Origin of the sequence: Pseudomonas sp. CH235 (assembly GCF_004368175.1) — a bacterium.
Taxonomy (GTDB): Bacteria; Pseudomonadota; Gammaproteobacteria; order Pseudomonadales; family Pseudomonadaceae; genus Aquipseudomonas; species Aquipseudomonas paraglycinae.
In genome coordinates this window covers 1-21,116 of record NZ_RRZJ01000019.1, presented here as the reverse complement: position 1 = coordinate 21,116, position 21,116 = coordinate 1, and the positions used below count along the sequence as shown (strand labels likewise).

The 21,116-nt window shown below is 61.9% G+C and carries 16 protein-coding genes; 3 read left to right on the top strand and 13 right to left on the bottom strand.

The features are described from left to right. Window positions 1–28 precede the first annotated feature (28 nt). Complete coding sequence (peaA, locus tag EIY71_RS19015; protein WP_085748331.1) at window positions 29–1,609, bottom strand: quinohemoprotein amine dehydrogenase subunit alpha; 1,581 nt, start codon at window positions 1,607–1,609, stop codon at window positions 29–31. Between the two features lie 602 nt (window positions 1,610–2,211). After that, on the bottom strand, window positions 2,212–2,409 hold the full coding sequence (locus tag EIY71_RS19010) for a hypothetical protein (RefSeq protein WP_007953098.1): 198 nt from the start codon (window positions 2,407–2,409) through the stop codon (window positions 2,212–2,214). Between the two features lie 356 nt (window positions 2,410–2,765). Here EIY71_RS19010 and EIY71_RS19005 point away from each other — a divergent pair, with 356 nt between their 5' ends. After that, window positions 2,766–4,256, top strand: a complete 1,491-nt coding sequence (locus EIY71_RS19005) for an aldehyde dehydrogenase (RefSeq protein ID WP_134022717.1) — start codon at window positions 2,766–2,768, stop codon at window positions 4,254–4,256. 185 nt (window positions 4,257–4,441) lie between these two features. Here the strand turns inward: EIY71_RS19005 and EIY71_RS19000 are convergent, their stop codons facing one another. The 7 genes from EIY71_RS19000 to EIY71_RS18970 all read right to left on the bottom strand — a co-directional run bounded on the left by EIY71_RS19000 (window position 4,442) and on the right by EIY71_RS18970 (window position 13,753). After that, the gene (locus tag EIY71_RS19000) at window positions 4,442–5,743 is read right to left on the bottom strand and encodes an NAD(P)/FAD-dependent oxidoreductase (RefSeq protein ID WP_134022715.1); all 1,302 of its coding nucleotides are present in this window, start codon (window positions 5,741–5,743) and stop codon (window positions 4,442–4,444) included. Next, on the bottom strand, window positions 5,740–6,417 hold the full coding sequence (locus EIY71_RS18995; RefSeq protein WP_129973213.1) for a S8 family serine peptidase: 678 nt from the start codon (window positions 6,415–6,417) through the stop codon (window positions 5,740–5,742). Before EIY71_RS18995 ends, EIY71_RS19000 begins: the two co-directional genes overlap by 4 nt. Continuing rightward, a complete protein-coding gene (locus EIY71_RS18990; RefSeq protein ID WP_134022713.1) occupies window positions 6,407–8,125 on the bottom strand; it encodes an ABC transporter ATP-binding protein in 1,719 nt (572 codons plus the stop codon). Before EIY71_RS18990 ends, EIY71_RS18995 begins: the two co-directional genes overlap by 11 nt. Continuing rightward, complete coding sequence (locus EIY71_RS18985) at window positions 8,125–10,029, bottom strand: sigma-54-dependent Fis family transcriptional regulator (RefSeq protein WP_134022711.1); 1,905 nt, start codon at window positions 10,027–10,029, stop codon at window positions 8,125–8,127. The genes EIY71_RS18990 and EIY71_RS18985 overlap by 1 nt, the downstream gene beginning before the upstream one ends. A 123-nt stretch (window positions 10,030–10,152) precedes the next feature. Next, entirely contained in the window at window positions 10,153–11,178 is a 1,026-nt protein-coding gene (locus tag EIY71_RS18980) for a histone deacetylase family protein (RefSeq protein WP_134022709.1), read from the bottom strand. Between the two features lie 3 nt (window positions 11,179–11,181). Then, window positions 11,182–12,420: a Zn-dependent hydrolase gene (locus EIY71_RS18975; RefSeq protein ID WP_134022707.1), complete on the bottom strand. Its 1,239-nt coding sequence runs from the start codon at window positions 12,418–12,420 to the stop codon at window positions 11,182–11,184. A gap of 22 nt (window positions 12,421–12,442) precedes the next feature. Then, a complete protein-coding gene (locus EIY71_RS18970) occupies window positions 12,443–13,753 on the bottom strand; it encodes an MFS transporter (protein WP_134022705.1) in 1,311 nt (436 codons plus the stop codon). Window positions 13,754–13,916: 163 nt separating this feature from the next. Between EIY71_RS18970 and EIY71_RS18965 the strand changes: the two genes are divergently transcribed. Next, window positions 13,917–14,852, top strand: a complete 936-nt coding sequence (locus EIY71_RS18965) for a LysR family transcriptional regulator (protein WP_134022703.1) — start codon at window positions 13,917–13,919, stop codon at window positions 14,850–14,852. Here the strand turns inward: EIY71_RS18965 and EIY71_RS18960 are convergent. Genes EIY71_RS18960 through EIY71_RS18950 form a run of 3 tightly spaced genes read right to left on the bottom strand, consistent with a single transcriptional unit; the run spans window position 14,846 to window position 17,825 of the window. Beyond that, window positions 14,846–15,775: a glyoxylate/hydroxypyruvate reductase A gene (locus EIY71_RS18960; protein WP_134022701.1), complete on the bottom strand. Its 930-nt coding sequence runs from the start codon at window positions 15,773–15,775 to the stop codon at window positions 14,846–14,848. The two genes, EIY71_RS18965 and EIY71_RS18960, sit on opposite strands and share 7 nt — an antisense overlap. Then, window positions 15,772–16,527: a class II aldolase/adducin family protein gene (locus EIY71_RS18955; RefSeq protein WP_011335215.1), complete on the bottom strand. Its 756-nt coding sequence runs from the start codon at window positions 16,525–16,527 to the stop codon at window positions 15,772–15,774. The genes EIY71_RS18960 and EIY71_RS18955 overlap by 4 nt, the downstream gene beginning before the upstream one ends. Then, window positions 16,524–17,825, bottom strand: coding sequence for an MFS transporter (locus tag EIY71_RS18950; RefSeq protein ID WP_134022699.1), 1,302 nt, complete (start codon window positions 17,823–17,825; stop codon window positions 16,524–16,526). The genes EIY71_RS18955 and EIY71_RS18950 overlap by 4 nt, the downstream gene beginning before the upstream one ends. Before the next feature lie 144 nt (window positions 17,826–17,969). On the opposite strand from EIY71_RS18950, the gene EIY71_RS18945 reads away from it, so the two are divergent. After that, entirely contained in the window at window positions 17,970–18,926 is a 957-nt protein-coding gene (locus EIY71_RS18945; RefSeq protein WP_102688078.1) for a LysR family transcriptional regulator, read from the top strand. A gap of 12 nt (window positions 18,927–18,938) precedes the next feature. Here EIY71_RS18945 and mrdA read toward each other — a convergent pair whose 3' ends face one another. Further along, window positions 18,939–20,831, bottom strand: a complete 1,893-nt coding sequence (gene mrdA, locus EIY71_RS18940; RefSeq protein ID WP_085748317.1) for a penicillin-binding protein 2 — start codon at window positions 20,829–20,831, stop codon at window positions 18,939–18,941. Window positions 20,832–21,116 lie beyond the last annotated feature (285 nt).

Here is a 21,116-nt window from a genome sequence, read left to right as displayed (position 1 = left end):
GTCGCTCAGCTCAACTCACGTTTCAACATCAGGGAATGGGTGGATTGTTCCAGCGTTGCACGGTGACGATCAGGTGGCCTTCGCCGGTCAGGGATTTCCCTGCGTCGTCGACGGCGGCGATCACCTTGAGGTTGCCGGCATTGTTGGTGGACATCTTGCGTGCCGGATTCGGCCCGGCATCGCCCGGGGTGAACACGCCCGCGTCGGTCTGCATGGTGCCGGCGAACTTGACGTCCTCGTCCTCTTTGGCGCGCTCGTCGAAGGCTTCGACTTTCCATTGCGCCGGGAACACGCCGATGCGATACGGCTTGCCGTCGGCACCCTTGCCCCAGGCTTCGGCATCGAAGCGGCCCTGGACTTTCGGCGTCGAACCGCCGCCCTCGCCGATCCGTGCCACCGAGAATTCCGGCACCACTTTGACCGAGGCGATCCTGCTGTACACCGACAGGCTCGGGCCTTTCAGGCTGCCGACGCTGACCGCGCGCAGGCCCGGCTGGGCATTCGCTGCCGCTTTTACTTTGACCTTGATCCGGTCGGCGTTCTGCTCGACCACTTCGACCACGTCCACGCCTTTACCGAAGTTCGGTTTGCCGCTCAGACCGCTGCCGATCAGGGTCACTTCAGTTTCGCTGCCTGCCTTCACATAACCTGGCTGCACCGCCAGCAAACGCTGCGAACCCTGTTTGGCGGCGACAAAGTCCAAACCGCGCTCATCGTGCTCGGCCTCGAACATCCGGCCCTGCATGGCGTTGCCTTGTGCGGCGAACACCTGACGCATGGTCACGCCATCGACGGTCACGTTGCCGCGCCATTCGTAGCCGCTGTAAAGGATTGCGCTGCCATCGCCGTTGAACGGGCTACCGTCGGCGTACTGACCTTTGACGGCGACCTTGAAGGTGTCACTGCCATCGGCGGTGACGCTCATGGTGCCGGCCAGTTCACCCTTGCCCGGCAAGTGGCCGCTGAAGCTCCAGTCGCCCACCAGCGCTTCCGCTTTCGGTGCGGTTTTGATCCAGGACTGCCACGCCGGGTTGTCCAGCGGATAACGCTTGGCCAGCAGCGGGACCATTTCCTTGCGGGCGATATCGAACCAGTCACGATCACGGGACATGGCCTGATATTCCAGCGACGGCCATTGACCGAGGTGGAAATTCACCAGACGTTCCCATTCCTGAGCCGGACGCCGTTGCAGGGCGATCCGCGCGCCGGAGTGGCAGCGTCCGCACATCTGCGCGGTTTTCTCGTCGAACTGCTCGACGGTGTTCAACCGCCGTTCCAGTGCGTAACGCACGCCATCGGTTTCGCTGGGCGCCAGGCCCTGGGTGTCGGCGAGGTATTTGACCAGCGTGCGACGGTCGTCATCACTGATCTGCAAACCGTGCATGGTCTGCATCCGGGCGATGCTCATCAGCCAGCCTTCCGGGGTCTTGCGCTGGTGGCTGATGCGGCTCAACTGGTCGCCGGCTTCAGGGGTGTGACAGCCCTGGCAGGTTTCCTTGAGGATGGTCTGGGCATCGCGGGCTGCCAGGCTGTACGGCGAATGCAGGGCCACGCAAGCGGCCACGGCCAGCAGGCTGGCGCTCATGCCTGATCGGAGTTTTCTCTTCATCAACGTCTAACCTCGCACGGTGCTTTCTTATTGTTGTGGCTTATCGTTTTTATGGTTTCTGCCGTTCGTGGCGATGCACGAACGGAGGCAAGCGAAACGTCTGCTGTGAGCAATACACGGAGCGTGCCAGCTTGCCGATAAGCTTTTCAATCAAGCAGTTACGTGAAGATCAAGGCGAAGTGGCGGTGCCGCCGGTGCTTGCCGGCGTCCAATTTCGCGACAGCTGTTGCAGTCTGAGACAAGCATAGTTGTTGCGGCGTCAGCGACATTGCGTCACGCGACAGATGACCCGGAGCTGACAGTATCCCCCATGAAAACCTCCAGAAGAGTGACGCCTGCCGAACCCGCACGAAAACAAGCCCCGCCAATGACGGGGCTCTTGGATTGGTTGTTTACCCGCGCCTAGCGAACAGAGTTGTCCGGGTGAACCTTGTAACGCCCACAATGGTTGCAAACCATCGAGCATTCACAGTGGGCGCCGGCCTTGGCTGCCAATGCCGCGGAATCACGCTGGGCCGCTTGAATTCGACGATCCCGGTGATACGCATACATGAGCAGCATACTGACGCCCATACACCACAGCCCCACAATTAAAGCCGCCATCATTTTCCCTCCATCATGGCAACACCGAATGAGGTAACGATTACGAAAAAACTGGTTGAAGCCATCCACGCACCTGCCCGAATCGTATCGACATCGGTCAAGTCGCCGATCAATAGCGCCGCAATCCCTGTCACCAGAAATCCAGTCCCCACGCCCATCGTAAAATTGGTTAGCCATCGAATGGTTAAGTTGTTCATCGACATCCCTGTGAAGACACTGACCCGCCAAATCCGTGGCAGGAAAACCCTATACACCAAGCAACTTAGCTCGTACCTCATGCCTCCACCAGTCGGTAAAAACTGTCAGACGCGCGACTTTTCCTACACCTGAAACGGCCCGATTTCGCCAAGGCACCGTGACAGCTGTATTGGCTTTGTAGGACGCGTATCTTACTTCTCAACGGGTGTCGCGTTTTGAGACAAATTCACCCTCATTGCCACTCAAACTCTTCCTCCTTTCGCCCGTGCAACCGGGCTGTGCGCCACCTTCGAGCATTTGGCACAACCATTGCGAAAGCCCCTCTCGATCCCATCGAACAACAAGAGGTTTCGCCATGCCCCTGCCCTATCTGCTCCCTGCCACCTCGGCCTTTATCCAGCGCCCGCCACGCATGCTGATCGGCGGCGACTGGGTCGAAGCCACCGACGGCCAGACCATGCCGCTGCACAACCCGGCCACCGGTGAAGTGCTGTGCGTGGTACCGCGCGCCACGCCGGAAGATGTCGATCGCGCGGTGCTCGCCGCCCGGCAAGCCTTCGATGATTCAGCCTGGAGCCGAACCCGTCCGCGCGAGCGGCAGAACCTGCTGTGGAAACTCGCTGACCTGATGCAGCGCGACGCCGAGCTGCTGGCGCAACTGGAATGCCTGAACAACGGCAAGAGCGCGGCGGTGGCGCAGGTGATGGACGTGCAACTGGCCATCGACTTCCTGCGCTACATGGCCGGTTGGGCGACCAAGATCGAAGGTTCCAGCGTCGACGTTTCGTTGCCGCTGATGCCCGGCGATCAGTTCCACAGCTTCATCCGGCGCGAGGCGGTGGGCGTGGTCGGCGCCATCGTCGCCTGGAACTTCCCGTTGCTGCTGGCCTGCTGGAAGCTCGGCCCGGCGCTGGCCACCGGTTGCACCGTGGTGCTCAAACCGGCCGACGAAACCCCACTGACCGCGCTGAAACTGGCGGAGCTGGTGCTGGAAGCGGGTTACCCGGAAGGCGTGTTCAACGTCGTCACCGGCACCGGCATCACCGCCGGATCCGCCCTGACTCACAACCCGCTGGTCGACAAACTGACCTTCACCGGCTCCACCGCCGTGGGCAAGCAAATCGGCAAGATCGCCATGGACTCAATGACCCGGGTCACCCTGGAGCTGGGCGGCAAATCACCGACCATCGTCATGGCCGACGCCGACCTGAAAACCGCCGCGGCGGGTGCGGCCAGTGCGATTTTCTTCAACCAGGGCCAGGTCTGCTGCGCCGGTTCGCGCCTGTATGTGCAGCGCAAGCATTTCGACAATGTGGTGGCCGATATCAGCGACATCGCCAATGCGATGAAGCTCGGCAACGGCCTCGACCCAAGCATCGATATGGGCCCGCTGATTTCCGCGCGTCAGCAGGAGCGGGTCTACAACTACATCGAAATGGGCCGGGAAAGCGGCGCGACCATCGCCTGCGGTGGCGAGCAGTTCGGGCCGGGGTTCTTCGTCAAGCCGACGGTGATTGTCGATGTCGATCAGCGGCATTCACTGGTTCAGGAAGAGATCTTCGGGCCGGTGCTGGTGGCGATTCCGTTCGATGACGAGGCCGATGCGCTGCGCATGGCCAATGACAGCCCTTACGGGTTGGGCGCGAGCATCTGGTCGAACGATCTGGCGGCGGTGCACCGGATGATTCCGCGGATCAAATCGGGATCGGTGTGGGTCAACTGCCACAGCGCGCTGGATCCGGCGCTGCCGTTTGGCGGCTACAAGATGTCCGGAGTCGGGCACGAGATGGGGTATGCGGCGATCGAGCATTACACCGAACTGAAGTCGGTGTTGATCAAGTTGTAGGAGATCAAGATCAAAAGCCCACCCTCACCCCAGCCCTCTCCCGGAGGGAGAGGGGGCCGACCGAGGAGTCTTACGCTATACATCGACCTGAAAAACCTGGGCGATTATGGATTCGGCACAACGCCTTCACGTCGGCGTAACTCTTTAATATCCCCCAATCAGTCCCCTCTCCCTCTGGGAGAGGGTTAGGGTGAGGGCCGATATCCCTGACTCAACAACCACCCTCGGATCACACATCCCTGCTCTTCACTCAATCCCGCCAACACCTGATCCGCCGGTTCATCGCGCAAGCGCCGCACCAGCGGAGCCAGCTCGACACCTTGCACATGCCAGATCCCCAGCGGTTGATCCGCCGTGATCACCACCTCGGCTTCATCGACAAACCCGTCACGCAACACCGGCATTCGTTCGATCCGCAACGCGGAAAAATCCACCGCAGCATGGGCCACTTCAGCGTCCGGCCACTGTCGCCGCGCCTGCCAGAACGGCCGATCGAGCCAGCGCTGTTCATCGGCATAAAAGTCCCGACCGATCCGCGCAAAGCGCAGGAACAACTGCTCCACACGTTGCCGGTGAAAACGTTGCGCCAGCGCCGCCCGCTCAGGTTTACGCAACAGCGTGTTGATCACCACCGGCGCCTGCAACGCCGAGGACAGCGACTGAAAGATCCCGTTGCCCGACAGCGGGTCCACTGCCATCGCTGCATCGCCGACACGAATCCAGTTTTCGCCACAGACCTTCGGGGCAAGGATCGCGGTGCTGCTGCGAGCGTGCTGTTGCAACTCCAATTCCTGCCCGCCGGCGAAGAAGGATTGAGTAAAATCCGAGGCCAGACGTCGCGCGCGGCAGTAATCGAGCAACTGCGCCTTGCCCGGCAATTGGGCGCTGGCCACATCCACTGTCCACTGCCAATAACACTGACCATCGTCCCGTCGAGCCATCCACGCCCAACCGTCCTCGAGGCTTTCCACGGCACTGGCAGTCACACCCGGCGTGCCTTGCCAGCGATTGAGCAGGCTGACCGTCTCCGGCCCGCGCAGACCTTTGCCCGACGCTGGCGCCTGTCGCCCACGGGCTTCCACCAGAAAATCCGCCGTTAGCGTCTGACCGCCATCGAGTTCAACCCGATGCCCCTCAGCCGAAGAATGAACATTCAGGATTCGCCCTTGAATCACCTCGACCCCGGCCACCCGCAGGTCTTCCCGCAAACCACGATCAAAAGTCGGGCGATCCAGCAGAAACTCGATGTTCTGCGCATGCTGCTGACCGTTCCACGAAACCTGCCTTTGGGACGGCAACGTGGCGTTCGTCAAAGCATGATTCAACCCGGCACCGCGCAACGCCTCCAGCACCCGTTGCGACACGCCTTCGAGCGCCGCAAACCGCCGCCATTCGCTGACCAGCGTCACGGGGTAACCCAGTCGTCGCAGCCCCAATGCGACCGCCGCACCGGCCGGACCGGCACCGAGAATCAGGCTCGCAGTCATGGGCCGAAACGCCGTTCAGGACCACGATAACGAGCGTGCTGTTTCAGCCAGTCGATAACTTCGGCATTGCTCGCCTGCGGATGCTCCAGCAGATAACCGGCAATATGCCCGCTCAACGCTGCACACCCCAGACTGGCCCCGGACTGCCCCGGATAAGTGCCACGAACACACGCGGCAAAATCCGCCTGCGCACTATCGAGCCATGACCATTGCTCATCGGTGCAACGGGCATCGCCGGTCACCCGCAGCACCTGCGGATAACTCGCCGGAAACACCGCCGCGCCCTGTGCCGGGCTCGACGCACACAGCAACACTCCACGGGCCACCGCCGCCGCGCAGGCTTCGCGCAACAGGCTGCGATCCTGGCGCAGGCCCAGGCTCAGATTGATCAGCCGCACGTCCTGCGCCACCAGCCAGTCGATGGCCGAGGCGATCTGCAATGCACTGGTAACGCCGCGCTGATCGAATACCTGCGCCACGCAAATCTGTGCGGCGGGTGCCCGACGACTGATCGCTTCGATCACCGCGCTGCCATGCCCGAGGGGATCGTCGCGCAAATCGGATTCAGCCAGACCATCCTCCAGCAACGAGAATCGCCGCCCGGCAATCACCTGCACCCGTTGCGCTGCGGAGTGTCCGCTGTCGACCACACCAATCCGCAACTCAGGCTTCATGCAGCACCGTTTTCGAAATCAGCACACCGTCGAGCAATTCGAAACGCAGATCGGCATCGGCCAGAGTCGACGGACGATGGCTGATGAGGATCCGTGTGCGCCCGGCAAACAAGCGGTCGATGGCCTCGATCACCTCGCGCTCGGTAGTTTCGTCGACGGCCGATGTAGCCTCGTCGAGCACCAGAATCAGCGGATCCTGCAACAGCGCCCGGGCAATCGCGATCCGCTGTTTCTGTCCGCCGGACAACTGCTGACCGCGCTCGCCCAATGGGCTGTCGAGACCTTCGGGTAACGACACGATCAGGCTGTCAAGTTGCGCCAGCCGCGCGACTTCGGCGATGGCTTCGCGGCTGGCGTCCGGCACCGCGTAAGCCAGGTTGTCGGCGAGACTGCCGCGAAACAGCACGATGTCCTGACTGACCACGGCGATGCGTCGACGCAGCTCGAACAGCTCCAGTTCACGCAGGTCCACTTCGCCGAGCAACACCCGCCCGGCCTGCGGATCGTGATGCCGTTGCAGCAGGTCGATCAGCGTCGATTTGCCGACGCCGGAGCCGCCGCTCAAGGCGACTTTCAAACCGTAGGGAATCGTCGCCTCGATGCCGCTCAACGTACTTGGGCGGCCCGGATGGCTGAAATGAACTGCATCGAATCGCAACTCGCCCGAAGTTGGAAAAGGCTTCGGCGCGGCTGGTGAAAACACCGTGGGTTCTTCGCCGCGCAACTCCATGACCCGACCGAGGCTGACGGTCATGCGCTGGATCGCCACGTACAACCCCAACAAACTTTGCACCGGCCCGACCGCCATCCCCAAATAGGTGGAAAACGCGATCAGCGCACCGAGTTGCCAGGTGCCCTGCACCACCCAATAACCGCCGATCAAAAACGCGCAGGCGCGGGACAGCGACGTCAATGTGCCCGGCACAGCCTGGGTGAAAAACTCGGTGACCTGCAGGCGCAGCAACTGGTTCATGTAGCCCTGCCCGAGGCTTTCCAGACGCCGCGCTTCACGCTGCTGCTGGCCGGCGGACTGGATGAATTTCATCACCGGCAGGGTCTCGACCATGAACGACGACATGTCCGCCGAACGCTCGCGCAATTGCCGCACGTCGCGCTCGACCTTGCGCCGCATCCAGCGCAGCCACAGCACATCGAGCGGGATCAGCACCAGCGCCAGCAATGACAGTTTCCAAGACAGCGTGAACAACATTGCGATCGCCACCACCAGGCCGATCACGCTCGATACCGCCGAGAACAACGAGTCCACGGCGAAGCGCTGAATCTCCGCCACATCGCCGTCGAGCCGCGACATCAGATCGCCGATCCGCCGCTGGCCGTAGAAACTTGGCGACAGTTTTTGCAGATGCCGGTAAAGGTCATCGCGCAGGGCAAACAGAATCCGCCCGGAAAGGCGCGTGTGCAGATAGCGGTTGATCCCCGACAACGCCGTGCCGAGCAGTCCCGCGATGATCATCAACACCGCGATCAGTACCAGCATCGGAAAGTTGCGCGCCAGCAAGCCGTCGTCGATCAGCAGTTTGATCAGCCACGGCTGCACCAGCACCAGCAGCGACGCGCACACCGACAGACCGAGCAGGCCGGCAATCGCCAACCGCTGCGGCCGCACGAAACCGTACAACCAGCGCAACGCCGCTTGCAGCGCGGCGGGGTTCGAGCTGTCGATCAGCCTTACAAACAGGCGCTGCATCACGAGCGCAACTGTTTGAGTTTGCGGTACAGGGTCGCGCGGCTGATGCCAAGGGCATCGGCGGCGGCCGAGACGTTGCCCTGATGGGAATCGAGGGACTGGCGGATCATCTCCAGCTCGTTCTCGCGAATGCTGCCGGTCTGGGGTTTCTCGGTGGCGCAGAGTTCGTCGAGCATGCTGTCGGGCAGATGATCGAGGGTCAGCACCGTTTCACCGGGTTCGCGCATGGCCAAAGCGGTGCGCAAGACCATTTCCAGTTGGCGGATGTTGCCCGGCCAGTGATAACCCGCGAGCAGGCGATTGAGGTCGTCGTGCAGTACGGCGTTCGGCGCGTCGAGTTTATTCAGCAGCCGAGTGACCAGCGCGCTGAAGTCATCGCGCTCACGCAGGGCCGGGAGCATCACGCTGATGCCGTTGACCCGGTAGAACAGGTCCTCGCGAAATTGCTTGTCTTCGACCTGACGCTTGAGGTCGCGGTGGGTGGCGCAGATCAGCGCGACGTCGATGTCCTGCTCTTCCCCGGCACCCAGCGGCGCGACCTTACGATCCTGTAAAACCCGCAGCAGACGCGCCTGCAAGGCCAGCGGCATGTCGCCGATTTCATCGAGGAACAAGGTGCCGCCGTGGGCCTGTTGCAGGCGCCCGATCATGCCGCCCCGGCGCGATCCGGTGAATGCGCCTTCGCGGTAGCCGAACAGTTCCGACTCGATCAGGCCTTCGGGAATTGCCGCGCAGTTCACGGCCACGAACGGTTTGTCGCTGCGGCTGCCGGCCAGGTGCAGGGCACGGGCGATCACTTCTTTACCGGTGCCGGTTTCGCCGAGCAACAGCACCGGCAATTCATTGGCCAGACCTTGGCGAGCCATGCGCAGGGCTCGGGCGTAGCGAGCGTTGTTGCCGGCCAGTGCTTCCAGATCCGGCTGTGCCTTGGCGGTTTTCGCCACGCTGCGCGGCGGGCCGCCGAGGTTGACCGAACGCGCCGGGGCTCGCAGGGTCTTGTAGAAAAACTCACCCTTGGCGGTCTGCACACTGCCGACGCCGCCCTGTTGCAAACGGGTCAGCAATTGCACGCCATCGACTCCGAGAAACTCTTCGCAACGTTTGCCGACCAGCGCCGAACGCTCGGCCCGCAGCAACTGACAGGCCTGGGCGCTGACCGCCAGAATCTGCCCGCCGAGACTGACCGCGAGCAGGCCTTGCCATGGCGATTCGAGATACTGGCGGCGACTGTGGAAGGCGAGGACGATTTGATCGGGAAAGCTGTTGTTGAACACCCGGCTCTCGATCTGGCTGACCGCCATGCTCAGCAGCGCGGTGCTGTCGTGGACGCGGCCGAGCGGGCCTTCGCGGGTCAGGTCGAGGACGCCAAGAATTTCGCCCTGAGGGCAATGAATCGGCACCGAGGTGCAGGAAAAATCGGTGAGGCGGTCGAGGTAGTGTTCGCCGCAATCAATCAGGGTGGGCCGCGCTTCGACCAACGCCGTGCCGAGGGCGTTGGTACCACGAGCGGCTTCGCTCCAGCAGGCGCCGAGGGTGATGTCCTGCAGACCGCTGCCCTTGAGCCGGTCGGCACGTCCCTCGACCGCAAGGATGGTGGCGTCGGAATTGGCGAGGATGATCAGGCCTTCCTTGCCCTGACGTTCGGCCAGGTAATCGATAGCCGGTATCGCCGCATCGATCAGCAGGCGATTGCTCGCCAGCAACACATCGAGACTGGCGCTCGACTCCAGCGCCAACTCATGTTTGCCATTGAAATGCACGCCGTGGCTCAGGCTGCGCCGCCACGAAGCATCGATCTCCGCACGCAACACGCCATCCGGGACCTGCCCTTCGAGATGGAGTTTTTCCCGGGCCAGCCGGGCTTCGTGGTGAGACTTGGGATCGGTTGTTTTTATAAGAGTCATCAAGCGCTCCGGAGCGGTCCGCTTTGCGCTTTTTTACATCAGCGCCCTGACGCCAATGTTTACGTTAACGTCAGGGCGATGGCAAGCACCGTAGGGCGCTTGTGTTCCAGCAGGTGGATTGCCTCAGTGCTGCCACACCTCGGCATTCACGAAAAACGCCCGGGCGTTGTCTTCGAGACTTTCCAGGTGATAACCGCCCTCCTGCACGATCAGGCATGGCAGGCCCAGGCTGCGGATTCGCTCGCCCAGTGTTGCAAAACCTTCACGGGTCACGGCGACTTTGCTTTGCGGGTCCAGCTCATAGATATCGAAGCCCAACGACAGCACCAGCACCTCGGCGCCGAACTCGCGCACGGCAGCCAAAGCGACTTCCAGTTGCCCAAGGAAATCCGCTTCGCTTGAACCATGGGCCATCGGCAGATTGAGGTTGAAGCCCTCCCCCGCGCCGCTGCCGCGCTCGTCAGCAAACCCGGCGACGCCCGGATAGAAGTTGGTCGGATCGCCATGCACCGAGACGTAGAGCACGTCATCGCGGTCGTAGAAAATCTCCTGGATGCCCTGACCGTGGTGCATGTCGGTGTCGAGCACCGCGACTTTATCGAACTTGTCGCGCAGCACCTGCGCCGCCACCGCCGCGTTGTTCACATAGCAGAAACCGCCCGCCGCTTCGGCCCGGGCATGATGCCCCGGCGGACGGCACAAGGCGTAGGCCGCCGGCTCACCTTCGATCAGTGCCTGAGCGCCAGCCACTGCGCTTTGCGCCGACCAGTAGGCCGAGCGCCAGGTCTGCTCGCCGACCGGGCAACTGCCGTCCGCCAGATAGCGCGCCGCCTGGGCGAGGATGCCGCGCAAGGCGTTGGGTTCGCGGACAAAGATGTTCGACATGACTTCATCGCCCCAGTCTTCGGGGATTTCCTTCCAGCGTGCATGCGCTTCCTGAAGAAAGGTCAGATACGGCGCGCCATGCACCGCCAGCAACGGCGCGAGGCCGGCATCGGCGGGTTGCTCGACACTGAAGCCCAAGCCATGGGCGGCTTGCACCAAACGTTGCGCACGCTCGGGCACTTCCTGCGGCGTACGCATCTGCCCGCGCGAGTAATAGCTGCGTGGATGGTGGAGCAATTGTTCGGGGTGGAAAAAACTGCGCATGGTTCAGGCTCCCTGTTCGATTCGACCGGCGCGGGCCAGCACGGCGTTGAGCAATACGTCGGTGCCCTGCTTCACGTCTGCGGGCAACACATCTTCGGCTTCGTTGTGGCTCAGGCCTCCGACGCACGGGATGAACACCATCGCCGTCGGGCAGTAACGCGCGAGGTGAATCGCGTCATGGCCGGCGCCGCTGACAATCGACTGCTGAGCGTAGCCCAGCGCATCCACAGCCTCTTGCACGGCCGCCACACATTCGGCGTCGAACGGCGTGGCCGGGCTGATCCAGTGCGGGGTGATCGTCAGGTTCAGGCCTCGGCCGTCGGCGATGGCCTGCAAGCGGGCACGGACCTGTTGTTCCATGGCGGCAATGGCGTCGTCGCGGTGATGACGCAGATCGACGGTGAAATTCACCAACCCCGGAATGGTATTGCGCGAGGACTTGTTGATACTCAACTCGCCGACCGTGGTCAGGCCTTCGGGGGCAAAATCTGCGGCCAGACCTTCAATCGCCTGAATCATCCGCGCCACACCGTACAGCGCATCTTTGCGCAGCGGCATCGGCGTGGTGCCGGCGTGGGCGGCCATGCCTTCCACGCGCACATCGAGCCAGCGGATCGCCTGACCGCCCGTGACCACGCCGATGCTTTTGGCGTTGTCTTCGAGAATCGGGCCTTGCTCGATGTGCGCTTCAAAATACGCATCCACCGCGCCGCCCAACGGGCGATCACCGGCGTAACCGGTACGCTGCAAAGCTTCTGCGACGCTGATGCCATCGACATCACGCACCGCCAGAGCGGCGTTCAGCTCCATGATCCCGGTGAACACCGCCGAGCCGAACATGGCCGGGGTGAAGCGTGCGCCTTCTTCGTTGGTCCACACCGCCACTTCCAGCGGTTTGCGGGTCTGGATGTTCAGATCGTTGAGGCAACGCACCACTTCCAGCCCGGCGAGCACACCGTAGACGCCATCGAAACGCCCGCCTTCGGGCTGGGTGTCAAGGTGGCTGCCCATCATCACTGGCGCGGCGTCCGGATCGGTGCCGGCGCGACGGGCGAACAGGTTGCCGATGGCGTCCACGCTCAGGGTCATGCCGGCTTCGCGGCACCAGTGGGCGAACAGTTCGCGACCGGCCTTGTCTTCGTCGCTCAATGCCAGACGGCAGCTGCCGCCCCGGGCTGTCGCACCGATTTCGGCCATGGCCATCAGGCTCGCCCACAGGCGTTCGCCATTGATTTTCAACATGAGGTTCTCCTGAAATTCCGGGTCAGGCACGGGCCATTTCCGCGCGATGGGCGCTGGCGTGACGACGAGCGAGGGACAGCACGCAGACCAGCGAAATGCCGGCGATCAGGCTGTAGAACACCGCCATCGGCCACCATTGCCCGGTGAACTTGTGCGCGAGCATCGTGCCGATCAGCGGCGTCAGCCCACCGGCCACCGCACCGCAAATCTGATAGGCCAGCGAGATCGCGGTGTAGCGCACGCGGGTCTCGAACATGCCGCTGACGTAACCGGCGATCACCGCGTAGAACGAGGCCATGCACACCACCGCCAGCGCGATGCCGAGGATGATCAGCGGCGCCTGGGCCGAACTGACCAACACGAACATCGGGTACGGCGAGACCATCGCCAGCAGCGACACCAGACACAGGAAACGCGTCGCGCCGATCTTCTCCGCCGTCCACGCGGCCAGCGGCTGAATGCAGAACTGGAGGATCGCGACGAAGAACAGGCATTCGAGAATCAGCGAACGCGGCAGTGCAAGTTGCTGAGTGGTGTAGGCGATCATGAAAGTGTTGGTGAAATACACCCCGGCGATGCCCAGCGTGTTGGCGCCGATGCACAGCAACAGCGGACGCCACGCGGTGCGCAGGACTTCCATCACCGGCGCCTGTTCTTTCTTGATCTGCTTGCTGGCCTGCTCGCGGCTGGCGAGGAATTCCGGTGACTCGTTCACGCCCAAGCGAATCGCCAGGCCCACCAGCAGCAACAGCGCACTGGCGAGGAACGGCAGACGCCAGCCCCAACTCATCAGGTCTTCTTCCGGCAAACGGGTGACCGCACTGAACGCCAGCAGCGACAAAATCAAACCCGCCGGGCTGCCCAGTTGCGCGAACGAAGCGAAAAAATTGCGCCGGCCCTTCGGCGCATGCTCGCCGGCCATCAACACCGCCCCGCCCCACTCGCCACCCACGGCGATGCCCTGGACGATGCGCAACAGAATCAGCAGCACCGGTGCGGTTGCGCCGATCTGCGCGTAGGTCGGCAACAGACCGATGCACACCGTGACCACGCCCATCATCAACAGCGTGATGATCAGCGATTTCTTGCGGCCGATGCGGTCACCGATATGACCGAAAATGATCCCGCCCAACGGCCGGGCAAAGAAGCCCACCGCGAAGGTGCCGAATGCGGCCATGGTGCTGAACAGCGGATCGTCGGAGGGAAAGAACAGCGCGCCGAACACCAGCGCGGCGGCGGTGGCGTAGATGTAAAAGTCGTACCACTCGATCATGGTGCCGATGAAGGCTGCGGCCGCCGCACGGCGCGGCTGGTTCGAAGCGTGGGGCTTCATGGGGTCGGGCTCCTTTGATTGTTTTTTTGGCAGGAGGAAAACGCTAAATCCGAGGCGCTCTGGCGGCGCCTGTCGTGGGGTGATTTATCGTCCCGGGGCTATGATTAGTCAATTTTCTATTTATTATTCCGATTATTACCTCATCTTATAATCGAGAGTCGCCATGGCCGAACGTGATGTGCAACGCCTGCTCAACGACCGCCTCGACTGGAACCTGCTGCGCACCTTTCGGGTGATCGGCCAGGAGCTGAGCATCAGCCGCGCCGCCGCGCGTCTGCACCTGACCCAACCGGCGGTGAGCCAGGCACTCAAGCGTCTTGAAGAGCAACTGGGCCGACAGTTGATCGCCCGGCGCGGCCCGCGCTTTGCCCTCACCGAAGTCGGCGAGCAGATCTTCGAACTGGCCGGCGAGATCTACGGGCAGATGTCCCAGGTCAGCAGCCTGCTGGAGCAACCGGCCGACGAAGTGATTGGCAAGGTGCGACTGCTGATCATCAGCCGGATTTTCTCCGAGCGCTTCGATGACTTCCTCGCTGACTTTCATCGGCAGTATCCACGGGTGGACCTGGAGGTCGATGTGATGCGCAGCTCGGACATCGTCAGCGCCCTTCAGGAGAAAACCGCGACCCTTGGCCTGAGCCTCAATCGCCGCCCGCAACCGCGTCTGGAACAGCGTCTGTTTCTGCGTCAGCGCTATGCGTTTTTCTGTGGCAAGCACCATGCACTGTTTGGCCGGCAGGACGTTGGTGAAGGCGACTTGCAGCGGGAGAACTTCGTCAGTTTCACCAGTGACCAGATTGGCGGCATGCTCTCGCCGCTGACGATTTTTCGCGATCAACAGGGCTTCAGCGGACGCATCGTCGCGTCATCGCCGAGCCTGGAAGAAGTGCGGCGACTGGTGATCGCCGGGTTCGGCATCGGCTGTTTGCCGGAGCACGTGGTGGCGGCGGACGTCGACGCCGGATTGCTCTGGCGCCTGCCGCCCCACGAGGGGATTGCCGATGTCGACATTCATCTGTTGTGGAACCGCGAGCAGCGCATGAGCCGCGCCGAAACGCTGTTCATCGAACGCTTGCAGGCCTGTCTGGCGGATCAGTAACCGAGCAGTCGATCCGCGCTGTTGAGCAAAGGCTCACCGGCATTCAGACGGCGGAAGTTCTCGGCGATCTGCTCGGCGATGCAATCGTGGGAGGCCGCCGAAGCCATGTGCGGGGTGATGGTCACGCCCGGGGTTTTCCACAACGGATGGTCGCTGGGCAGCGGTTCCTGTTCGAAGACATCGAGCAGCGCCCCGCGCAATTTTCCACGGGCCAGCGCCTGTTGCAGATCCTCGATGTTCAGGTGACCGCCGCGCCCGACGTTGACCAGTGCCGCGCCGTTGGCCAGCCGTTCGAAGGTCTGGCGATTGAGGATGCCGCGAGTCTCGTGGGTGAGCGGCAACAGGTTGATCAGCAACTCGACGCCGTCGAGAAACGGGTTGAAAGCTTCGCAGCCGGCGTAGGTCTGCACGCCCGATAAATCCTTTTTGCTGCGCGCCCAGCCCCGCACGTCGTAACCGGCACTGGCCAGGTCCTGGGCAATCGCGCTGCCGAGCGAGCCGAGCCCCATCACACCGATCCGAAACTCATGGGCCGGGCGTTGCAGCGGTCGCTCCCAATGCTGTTGGCGCTGTTGCTCCAGCACTTGATCGAAGCCGCGATGAAAGTGAATCACCGCCCAGCGTACGTACTCGGTCATGCCTTGGCGGTGGCCGGGATCAACCACGCGGCACACCGGCAAATCGGGGCAAGACGGATCGTGCTCCAGGTGATCGATCCCGGCGGCGACCGAGTGAATCACTTGCAGATTGGGTAACGCGGCGAGGCTGTCCGGCAGCGGAAACCAACAAGCCGCGATCTGCGCATTCGCCGCCCGGGGATCGTCGGCCAGCACCGCCGAAAGCTGCGGCGCGCGGCGGGCAAAGGCTTCCTGCAATTGTTTGAGCAACAGCGTGTCGCGGGACATCAGTGCAACGGTGTTCATGACAGATAGGACTCGCGCTGGGATTCGATCAGGGTCAGTGCGGCCTCCCAGGCCAGGTCGATGATGTTGTCCTGCTCATCGCGGTCGAACTGTTCGGCGGTGTGGGCGCAGACTTCCGGCGAGGGGAAATGCAGTTCGCAGCCACCGGCCAACGCCTGCACTTGGGCCTGGCAGGCACGCTCCAGAAAGTGGATCTCCTGGAATGCCTGGGCCACGCCCGAACCGCCGACCAGCAGGCCATGATTGCGCAGGATCATCGCCCGGTGCGGGCCGAGGTCAGCGATCAACCGCTCGCGCTCGTCCAGCGACAGCGCGATGCCTTCGTAGGTGTGGTAAGCGAGTTTTCCGTAGAACTTCAGCGCGTGCTGACTGATCGGCAGCAGACCTTGTTTCTGTGCAGCGACGGCCATGCCGGCAGCGGTGTGGGTATGGATCACGCAGTTCAGATCCGGCCGCGCCATGTGGATCGCCGAGTGGATCACGAAGCCGGCGGCGTTGACCCGATGCCCGGCGTATTCAGGGTCGACGATGCGCCCGTCCTGATCGATGCGCACCAGATCGGAAGCACGCATGCGGTCGAAAATCACCCCGTAGCGGTTGATCAGAAAATGATGCTCCGGCCCCGGAATCCGCAGGGTGATGTGGGTGTCGATCAGGTCAGTCATGCGAAAGTGCGCGATCAGGCGGTACAGCGCGGCGAGCTCGCAACGGGCTTGCCATTCGATCGGGTCAATGTGGGCGGGCTTACTCACGAATACACCTCTTTGCTTGTGTGAAGGACGACCGGGTTGGCCCGCAGACGCGCGAGGCCACAGACACCGATCAGAGACAGGGCCGATAGCAGCGTGAAGAACACCGCCAATGGCAGCCACTGTCCGGAGAACTTGCTGGCCAACAGCGTGCCGATCAGCGGCGTGGTGCCGCCGGCCAACGCGCAGCTCAGTTGATAAGCGATGGAAATACCCGAGTAGCGCAGATGCACCGGGAAGGCCTGGGTCATGTACCCAGCGATCACCGCATATAAGGCCGAGAGAATCACCACCGCGACGGCGATGCCGAGGGTCATCAACAGAATGTTTTGAGTGCCGACCAGCAGGAACATCGGGTACGGCGTGACCATGCACAGCAACGCCACCAGCATCAGGAATCGCCCTTCGCCAATGCGTTCGGCGAGCAATGCCGATACCGGTTGCGATAGCAGTTGAATGACGGTCACCAGAAACAGGCAGTCGAGAATGGTCGAACGCGGGATGCCCTGATATTGGGTGACGTAGGTGATCATGAAGGTGTTGGTGAAGAAGAAGCCGGCCGAACCGATGGTGACGGCGGCGGCGGCAAACAGGATCTGCCGCCAGCACTGACGGATCACGTCTTTCACCGGGTACTTCGCTGTCTCGTTGTTGTCCTTGGCCTTGGCGAATTCCGGCGATTCATGCACCCCGGAGCGGATCATCAGACCGACCATCATCAGCACGCCGCTGGCGAGGAACGGCAGACGCCAGCCCCAGGCGAGGAAGTCTTCCGGCGACAGCGACGTCACCAGTCGGAACGCGATCAACGCCAGCAGCAAACCCGCCGGGCTGCCGAGCTGGGCGAACGAGGCGTAGAAGGTTTTGCGTTTGGCCGGAGCGTGCTCACTGGCCATCAACACTGCCCCACCCCACTCGCCGCCGACGGAGATGCCCTGGATCAGGCGCAACACGATCAATCCGATCGGCGCCCAGATGCCGACGCTGGCGTAGCTTGGCAACAGACCGATACCCGCCGTGGCCAGGCCCATCAGCGCCATGGTCACCAGCAGCATTTTCTTGCGACCGAGGCGATCGCCCAGATGGCCGAACACCATGCCGGCCATCGGGCGGGCGATGAAGCCGACGGCGAAACTGCCGAACGCGGCGAGCGTGCTGGTCACCGGGTCACTGCTGGGAAAGAACACCTGCCCGAGCACCAGTGCAGCAGCGGTGGCGTAGATGTAGAAATCGTAGAACTCGATGGTCGTGCCAATGAAGGCAGCGGCCGCGGCGCGACGCGGCTGAGCGGTGGTGTGCATGCAAGAACCCTGTGTATTTATAGTTTTGGGCAGGTGTCGAGGCGGCTGACGCTCGCGCTCTGTGGCGCTTGTGGGCTTTATCGCTTCCGTGACAGGATTAGTCAATTTTCAAAAACTTATCTTTACTATTAGCGTGGCTACTACATGAATACTTCCAACTCATGGGTCGGTCGGCGTTTTCTCAATGACCGGCTGGACTGGAACCTGCTGCGCACCTATCTGGTGATCGGTCAGGAAGGCAGCATGAGCCGTGCTGCTGCGCGATTGCACATCACCCAATCAGCCGTCAGTCAGGCGTTGAAACGTCTCGAGGAACAACTGGATTGTGTGTTGATTGCCCGCAGCGGACGGCGCTTTGATCTGACGGTAACCGGGGAGGAAGTTCTGCGGATTGCGGCGGATATCTACGGCGATATTTCCCGTTTGGGCACCGTGGTCGAAAACCGCCATGACGACGTGGTGGGCAAGATCCGTATCCTCACCGTGAGTGGCGTTCAGGCGCGGCATTACGATGAGTTTCTTGCGGACTTCCACGAAACTCACCCGAAAATCGAGCTGGAAGTCGAGGTGATGGGCAGCTCGAACATCATCAGTTCATTGCTGCAAAAGACCGCTACGGTGGGAGTGGGATTGTGTCGTCTACCGCAGCCCAGGCTGGAACAACGGGTATTGTTTCGTGAGCGCTACGCGTACTTTTGCGGGCAGCGGCATCGACTGTTCGGGCAGCAGAATCTGACATTGGAACAGCTGGCGGCGGAGAACTTTGTCAGCTTCACCAGCGATCAGCTCGGCGGCAATCTTTCGCCGTTGACGCTGTTTCGCGACCAGCAGGGGTTTACCGGCAAGATCGTCGCCTCCTCCACCAGTTTCGAAGAGATTTACCGCCTGATCTGTGCAGGGTTCGGGATTGGCTGTCTGCCGACTCACCTTGTACGGCGGGATGTCGAACAGGGTCTGCTGTGGCGCTTGCCGCCGGAGGATGGGGTGGTGGATTTCGATATTCAGCTGCTGTGGAATCGCGAACAGAAGATGACTCAGGCGGAAACGGTGTTCCTCGACAGCTTCCAGCACATGCTCAGCTTGCGTGAGCCTGTGCTGTGAAGCTGTGGCGGGTTAAACGTGGGGATCGCCCGGCGCCTTGGTCGGCGCCGCGTATTGCGGCTTGAGATGACCGTCCTGATCGAGTAGCCAGGCGTCCATGATCTGCCGCACCACAGGACCTGCGACTCGGCCACCGGCTTCGCCGTTTTCGATCATCACCGAGATGGCGATCTTCGGATGCTCGGCCGGGGCGAAACCGACGAACAACGCGTTGTCACGATGGCGCTCGAGGGTTTTCTCACGGTTGTAGCGCTCGCCCTGCTTGATCGCCACCACCTGCGCCGTACCACTCTTGCCGGCGATCCGGTATTGCGCACCGGCCGCTGCCGCACGTGCGATGCCTCGGGCATCGTGCATCACCATCTGCATGCCGTGGTTGACCTGCTCCCAGTCACGCGGATCCTTGAGCAGGATGTTCGGCATCGGGTGTTCGTCCACCGGCGCTACACCGTCGACAGTCTTGGCCAGGTGCGGACGGTTCCAGATGCCCTTGTTGGCAATCAGTGCGGTGGCTTGAGCCAGTTGCAGCGGCGTGACCTGCATGTAGCCCTGACCGATGCCGAGGATCACTGTTTCGCCGGGGAACCAGGCCTGCCGGCGCGTGGCGCGCTTCCAGGCCTGGGACGGCATCAGGCCGGGAGATTCCTCGAACATGTCGAGTGAGACTTTCTCGCCGAGGCCGAACATCGCCATGTAATCGTGCAAGCGATCGATGCCGAGCTTGTGCGCCAGATCGTAGAAGTAGGTGTCGTTGGAACGCATGATCGCTGCGTCCATGTCCACCCAGCCATCGCCGCTATGGTTCCAGTTGCGGTACTTGTGGTCGAAGTCCGGTAGTTGGTAGTAGCCAGGATCGAAAACCCGGGTTTGTGGCGTGACGACACCAGCGTCGAGGCCAGCGATGGCCACTTCCGGCTTGATCGTCGAACCGGGTGCATACAGGCCGCGCAGTACGCGGTTAAACAACGGGCGGTCGATTGAGTCGCGCAGCGCGGAATATTCCTTGGAACTGATACCGGTCACGAACAAGTTGGGGTCGAAGCTGGGGTTGCTGACCATGGCCAGCACTTCACCGGTCGATGGGTCTAGTGCAACGACCGAGCCGCGACGGTCGCCGAGTGCGGCTTCGGCGGCTTCCTGGAGTTTGACGTCGAGGCTCAGGACGATGTTTTTGCCGGGTACCGGATCGGTGTGTTTTAGCACGCGCAGGACGCGGCCCTGAGCATTGGTTTCTACTTCCTCGTATCCGACGTGGCCGTGCAGCTGTGGCTCGTAGAAGCGTTCGATACCGGTCTTGCCGATGGATTGGGTGCCGCGGTATTCGACGGAATCGAGAGTCTTGGATTCTTTCTCGTTGATGCGGCCGACGTAGCCGATCGAGTGTGCGAAGTGTGCGCCCAGCGGGTAGTTACGAACGAATTGCGGCTCGACATCCAGGCCGGGCAAGCGGAACTCGTTGACTGCCAGCACGGCGATCTGTTCTTCGGTCAGTTCATAGAACAGCGTTACGGGTGTAAACGGGTGACGCGACTGCTTCATGGCCTTGTCGAAGACTGTGCGGTCTTCAGCGGGCAGGTGCAGGAGGCTAATGACTTCATCCAGCTCCTGGTTGACGTCGGTCGCGCGTTCGCGGGTGATGGTCAGGTTGTAGCTGGGACGGTTGTCGGCCAGCAATACGCCGTTGCGATCGTAAATCAAGCCGCGTGTCGGCGGGATCGGCAGGACATGGACGCGGTTGTTTTCGGAGATAGTCGAGTGGTAGTCGAACTCGACGACTTGCAGGATGTACAGGCGCACAACCAGGGCGCAACTGACAGCGAAGACGAACAAGGCACAGGCGATCAGGCGTTTGTTGACCAATCGCGTCTCTTTTTCGTGATCCTTGATAGGGATGGGTTCGGGCATTTCTGCAGCCACTCTTTGACAAAAAATGAGCGCCGATCCTTGGGCGTGACATCAGTCCGTTAAAAAACGAGCTGCACCATACCAAAAACGGAGCGGTCATTTCAGAGGGATTTCCCCAATGGTTGCAGTAACGGCGGTCGGACCACTTTCCTGCGGGAAAAACAAAACCCCAACTGCTTTCGCAATTGGGGTTTCGGAATTTAATCTTGACGATGACCTACTCTCACATGGGGAAACCCCACACTACCATCGGCGATGCATCGTTTCACTTCTGAGTTCGGGATG